Origin of the sequence: Neobacillus drentensis (genome assembly GCF_036965645.1) — a bacterium.
Taxonomy (GTDB): Bacteria; Bacillota; Bacilli; order Bacillales; family Cytobacillaceae; genus Neobacillus; species Neobacillus drentensis_D.
The window spans coordinates 5,714-10,008 of the sequence record NZ_JBALPZ010000078.1 but is presented as its reverse complement, the minus strand read 5'-3'; the positions used below and the strand labels follow the sequence as shown (position 1 = coordinate 10,008).

The window sequence follows — 4,295 nt, the reverse complement described above, 5'->3', positions numbered from 1 at the left end:
TTATTCTTTTATTAAAGCTATTCTTTATGAGATATTTTTTTGCTAGGGGCGTAATATAGATGAAGGAAATAACTGTTGAAGAATTATTAACCCTAAAGAATCCAGTCATTATTGACATACGTTCTCCGATTGAATTTGCAGATGGAGCCATTCCTGGCGCTATAAACATACCATTGTTCACGAATGAAGAACGTCAAGTGATTGGGACGATTTATAAGCAGGAAGGGCAGGCCGCGGCCAAGTGGCAGGCGATGGAATTTGTTTCTCCAAAAATCCCTGACCTATTAAAAACAATTAAATCGTATCATACGGATGGGGAGTTAGTAATCCATTGCTGGCGTGGAGGAATGCGCAGTAAGGCTGTTGTAACCTTCTTAGAATTTGCTGGTATATATGCATGGCGCCTGGAAGGCGGGTATAAAGCCTATCGCCATCATATTCTTGAACAAATACCAACAATGATACCGGATAAAACCGTTGTTATCCATGGTATGACGGGTGTTGGAAAAACAGAGGTTTTGAAAATTCTAAAGAAAAACGGTTATCCTGTACTTGATTTGGAGGAAATGGCTGGCCATCGCGGCTCTATATTTGGCACAATTGGTCTCGGAGAAGGTCATAATCAAAAGACTTTTGATTCCCTGTTATTTAAGGGTCTTAACGAAATTAACGGCAGTGATTATTTTCTTGTTGAAGCAGAAAGTAAAAGAATTGGTAAAGCAGTTCAACAAGAGAAGCTAATGGATGTTAAATTTAAAGGCTTAAATATTTACATTCATTCACCCCTTGAACAGAGGGTAAAGCTTCTTGTTTCTGAGTATGTACTGCCTTATGAAAAGGAACCCTGGTATCACGAAAAAATATCGTTAGGAATTGAACGGGTCTTAAAACGGGTGAAAGATCCCGATATTAGGAAAAGATTAATCGAAACACTTCATGAAAAAAATTATCAAGATATGATTTTCATTTTACTTGAGCACTATTATGATCCGCGTTACGATCATGCAAGACAAGATTACCTTGGTGAGTTTATTGATATATTTGCCGAAAATCCTATTGATGCAGCAGAACAGATTGTTATAAAACTAAAGGAGTTATCATTATCTCCCATGTATGAAACAAATAGCCATTTATGAGTAACAAAATAATGAAGCACACGTCTTTACTGCCGTGTGCTTCATTATTTTTCTAAGGAAATTCTAATCTTATTCTCATGGCAGTTTTTAAAACAACAGGTACAATAATATCAACCCTCTAAACAACTTATCTCCAATCATAAATCAAATGTAAGGTATTAAAAACGGTTCAAAAAGGAGGTATACAACATGTTCTGGTTTCGATTATTCATTGTTGGCTTCTTTTCGTTAACTGCACTTTCTCTTGTTTCATACCAATCCATTGAGATAATACATGCCGTCTTTGATTTTATTCGAGATAAACATCAGTTAAAATAAAGAAAAACGTAATGTGAGTGTGGGAGTATGTCCAAATTACTAATTATTGAAGATGAAAAGAGTTTGGCTAGATTTATAGAACTGGAAATGCAGCATGAAGGCTACCAAACAACCGTTGCCAATGACGGGAGAATAGGATTGCAATTAGCTCTTACTGAGAGCTGGGATGCCATTTTACTTGATTTACTGCTTCCGGAATTAAATGGAATGGAGGTATGCAGAAGAATTCGGCAAACCAATAAATCGATCCCTATTATTATGATTACTGCCCGGGATAGTGTACTTGATCGGGTTTCTGGACTTGATAGCGGGGCAGATGACTATATCATAAAACCATTTGCGATTGAAGAGTTACTAGCTAGATTAAGATCATTGTTTAGAAGGGTTGAAGCCCTGCAATCTAATGAGGTGACGAGCCTTGTGTTTAAGGATCTTGTTGTTCAGCTGGAATCTTGTGTGGTTAAAAAAGGAGAAAAAGTGATTAGTCTTACAAAAAGGGAGTACGATTTATTAATTACCTTTATGAGCAATATTAATATTGTGTTAACAAGGGAAGTTCTCCTTAATAAGGTTTGGGGTTATAGTACAGGCGTAGAAACGAATGTGGTGGATGTATATGTTCGTTATTTAAGAAACAAAATAGATGACTCAAATGATGAAGGGCGTTATCTTCATACTGTTCGTGGTGTAGGATATGTAATGCGATGATAAAGAAAATCAGCGGTCAATTTAATCGTCTTCGCTGGCAGACTAAACTAGTGGTAAGCTGCTCAGCAGCTCTTTTTTTGACATTCTTTTTATTTAGTTTTTTAGAATATCATATTGTTTCAAAATGGATGATGAATCGTGAAGAGATTGCGATTAATCGTACAATGAGTGATATTACAACCTTTTACAATGCAAAGTCAAACAAGCCTAATCGTGCAGATATAAAGAATAGCCAAACTTTTTTAAGGAAGATGAATGATAAGGATCAATTAATTAGAGTCTATGACCATGAAGGCCATATTCTTGTCTCAGATAAAAATGGTGTTTTCCCTGTTTTAGAAGCTGCGCCTATAAGAAAAAAGGTCACTCAAAGGGTTTCCATTGAAGGAGATGAGGCTTTTGTTGCAAGAGCTCCGTTAAAGGGGAATGACTTTACAGGGACTGTGGAAATTGTCCGTCAATTAAATAATTATCGAAGAATGATGGGGTACCTTTTTTGGGTAATGACTATATTTGGAATAGCGGCAATTATCTTAAGTGCCATCAGTGGTTATTTACTTGCAAAGCAGCTTTTAAAGCCTGTAAGGGATCTTGCAAAAGCGATGAAACTGATTAAGGAATCTGGCTTTCAAGAAAGAATGAACGGTTATAAACAAAAAGATGAACTAACAGCTCTGACCAATGTTTTTAATGAAATGATGGATGAAATAGAGAAATCATTCCTGCTTCAAAAGCAATTTGTCGAAGATGCCTCTCATGAACTCAGGACACCTGTGTCAATATTGGAGGGACATCTTTCCTTATTGAACAGATGGGGTAAAAAGGATCCTGCTATCCTAGATGAATCTCTCGAAGCCTCTCTACAAGAAGTAACAAGATTAAAAAAATTAATTAACGACTTGTTACATATCACAAGAGCAGAGCATCCTAGATTAAGTAATGATGAAAAAACGGATATTTCAGCTACACTGCATCAACTGGTGAAAAATTTAGAAATCATCCATCCGACGTATAATCTATTTTTGGAAGTTGATAAAAAGTTACCGAAAATTGCGATTTCAAGACAGCATATGGAACAAATTATGATCATTTTATTAGATAATGCCATTCAATATTCGAGCAATAGTAAGTCAATTTGGATTACAGCGGAGCTTGAGGAAGAGGCCATAATCATTCACGTTGTTGACAGGGGAATTGGCATACCGAGTGAACATTTAGCGAAAGTATTTAATCGCTTTTATCGGGTGGATAAGGCTCGAGGCCGAGAAAATGGCGGAACAGGACTAGGACTGTCAATTGCCCACCGATTAATCAAAAAATATAATGGAACGATATCCATTCAGAGTCAGGTTGGAGTTGGAACAAAGGTAAAAATTGTTCTGCCATGCACCATTTAAAATGAAAAAACCACTGAAATATTCAGCGGTTTTTCATTTTTTTAACTATTTTTTAAGTGCGCTTAGCCCTCTGCGCTTGATTTCATCTTTTAGAAGTTTAATCCATTCTTTTTCACCAGACTTTAATGCATTCCGATACGAAACCACCAACTGCTCGTTACTCATAATTTTCAATTTGAGAATGCCCTCCTTCTGAAATGGATTGTATATTCAGTTTTTACTATTGTAATAGTTGAAGGGAATTTTGAGAACTCATATTTAATAAAATTAAAAAAAGGTTCACAAATTAAGGTTAGGGGTAGGATTATTGGACTATGACTGATTTTGTCCAATAATTTATTGTTTGTTTTTGTTATGGTTGCACATCACTACTGCTATTGATTATACTAGAACTTGGACATAGACTGAAAGGACGGTGGCAGCATTGATTCATTTATCTTGGAAAAATCGTGAGACAATTAAGAAAATACAGTGCGTTCATACAGATGCAAAAAAATATCTCGTTCATAATGCGTTAACAAAAGGGAATATTTATGATGTAAAAAACGAAACAGAAGAGTTTTATTACATTATCGATAATACTGGTAAAGTAGGCGGTTTTTACAAGGAATATTTTCAAGACGCGTAGCAAAAAGACTGTGAGGTATAACCTCCAGTCTTTTTAATTTTAGTCTGTGTTAAAGGTTACTATTGATTTTGAGACAATGTTGATTGGATCGGATAAGCTCAACTCCTG

General features: G+C 35.8%; 6 protein-coding genes. 5 read left to right on the top strand and 1 reads right to left on the bottom strand.

Translation table 11 applies throughout. The features are described from left to right. Nucleotides 1–59: 59 nt before the first annotated feature. The 4 genes from mnmH to V7266_RS15350 all read left to right on the top strand — a co-directional run bounded on the left by mnmH (nt 60) and on the right by V7266_RS15350 (nt 3,559). A complete protein-coding gene (gene mnmH / locus V7266_RS15365; protein WP_335468812.1) occupies nt 60–1,136 on the top strand; it encodes a tRNA 2-selenouridine(34) synthase MnmH in 1,077 nt (358 codons plus the stop codon). A gap of 189 nt (nt 1,137–1,325) precedes the next feature. Beyond that, a complete protein-coding gene (locus V7266_RS15360; protein ID WP_335468811.1) occupies nt 1,326–1,454 on the top strand; it encodes a hypothetical protein in 129 nt (42 codons plus the stop codon). A 27-nt stretch (nt 1,455–1,481) separates the two neighbouring features. Then, nucleotides 1,482–2,162, top strand: coding sequence for a response regulator transcription factor (locus V7266_RS15355; RefSeq protein WP_335468809.1), 681 nt, complete (start codon nt 1,482–1,484; stop codon nt 2,160–2,162). Then, on the top strand, nt 2,159–3,559 hold the full coding sequence (locus tag V7266_RS15350; RefSeq protein ID WP_335468808.1) for a HAMP domain-containing sensor histidine kinase: 1,401 nt from the start codon (nt 2,159–2,161) through the stop codon (nt 3,557–3,559). Before V7266_RS15355 ends, V7266_RS15350 begins: the two co-directional genes overlap by 4 nt. Nucleotides 3,560–3,604: 45 nt before the next feature. Here V7266_RS15350 and sda read toward each other — a convergent pair whose 3' ends face one another. Beyond that, the gene (gene sda / locus V7266_RS15345; RefSeq protein WP_335468891.1) at nt 3,605–3,724 is read right to left on the bottom strand and encodes a sporulation histidine kinase inhibitor Sda; all 120 of its coding nucleotides are present in this window, start codon (nt 3,722–3,724) and stop codon (nt 3,605–3,607) included. A gap of 259 nt (nt 3,725–3,983) precedes the next feature. On the opposite strand from sda, the gene V7266_RS15340 reads away from it, so the two are divergent. After that, the gene (locus V7266_RS15340) at nt 3,984–4,187 is read left to right on the top strand and encodes a DUF6501 family protein (protein ID WP_335468889.1); all 204 of its coding nucleotides are present in this window, start codon (nt 3,984–3,986) and stop codon (nt 4,185–4,187) included. Nucleotides 4,188–4,295: the final 108 nt, after the last annotated feature.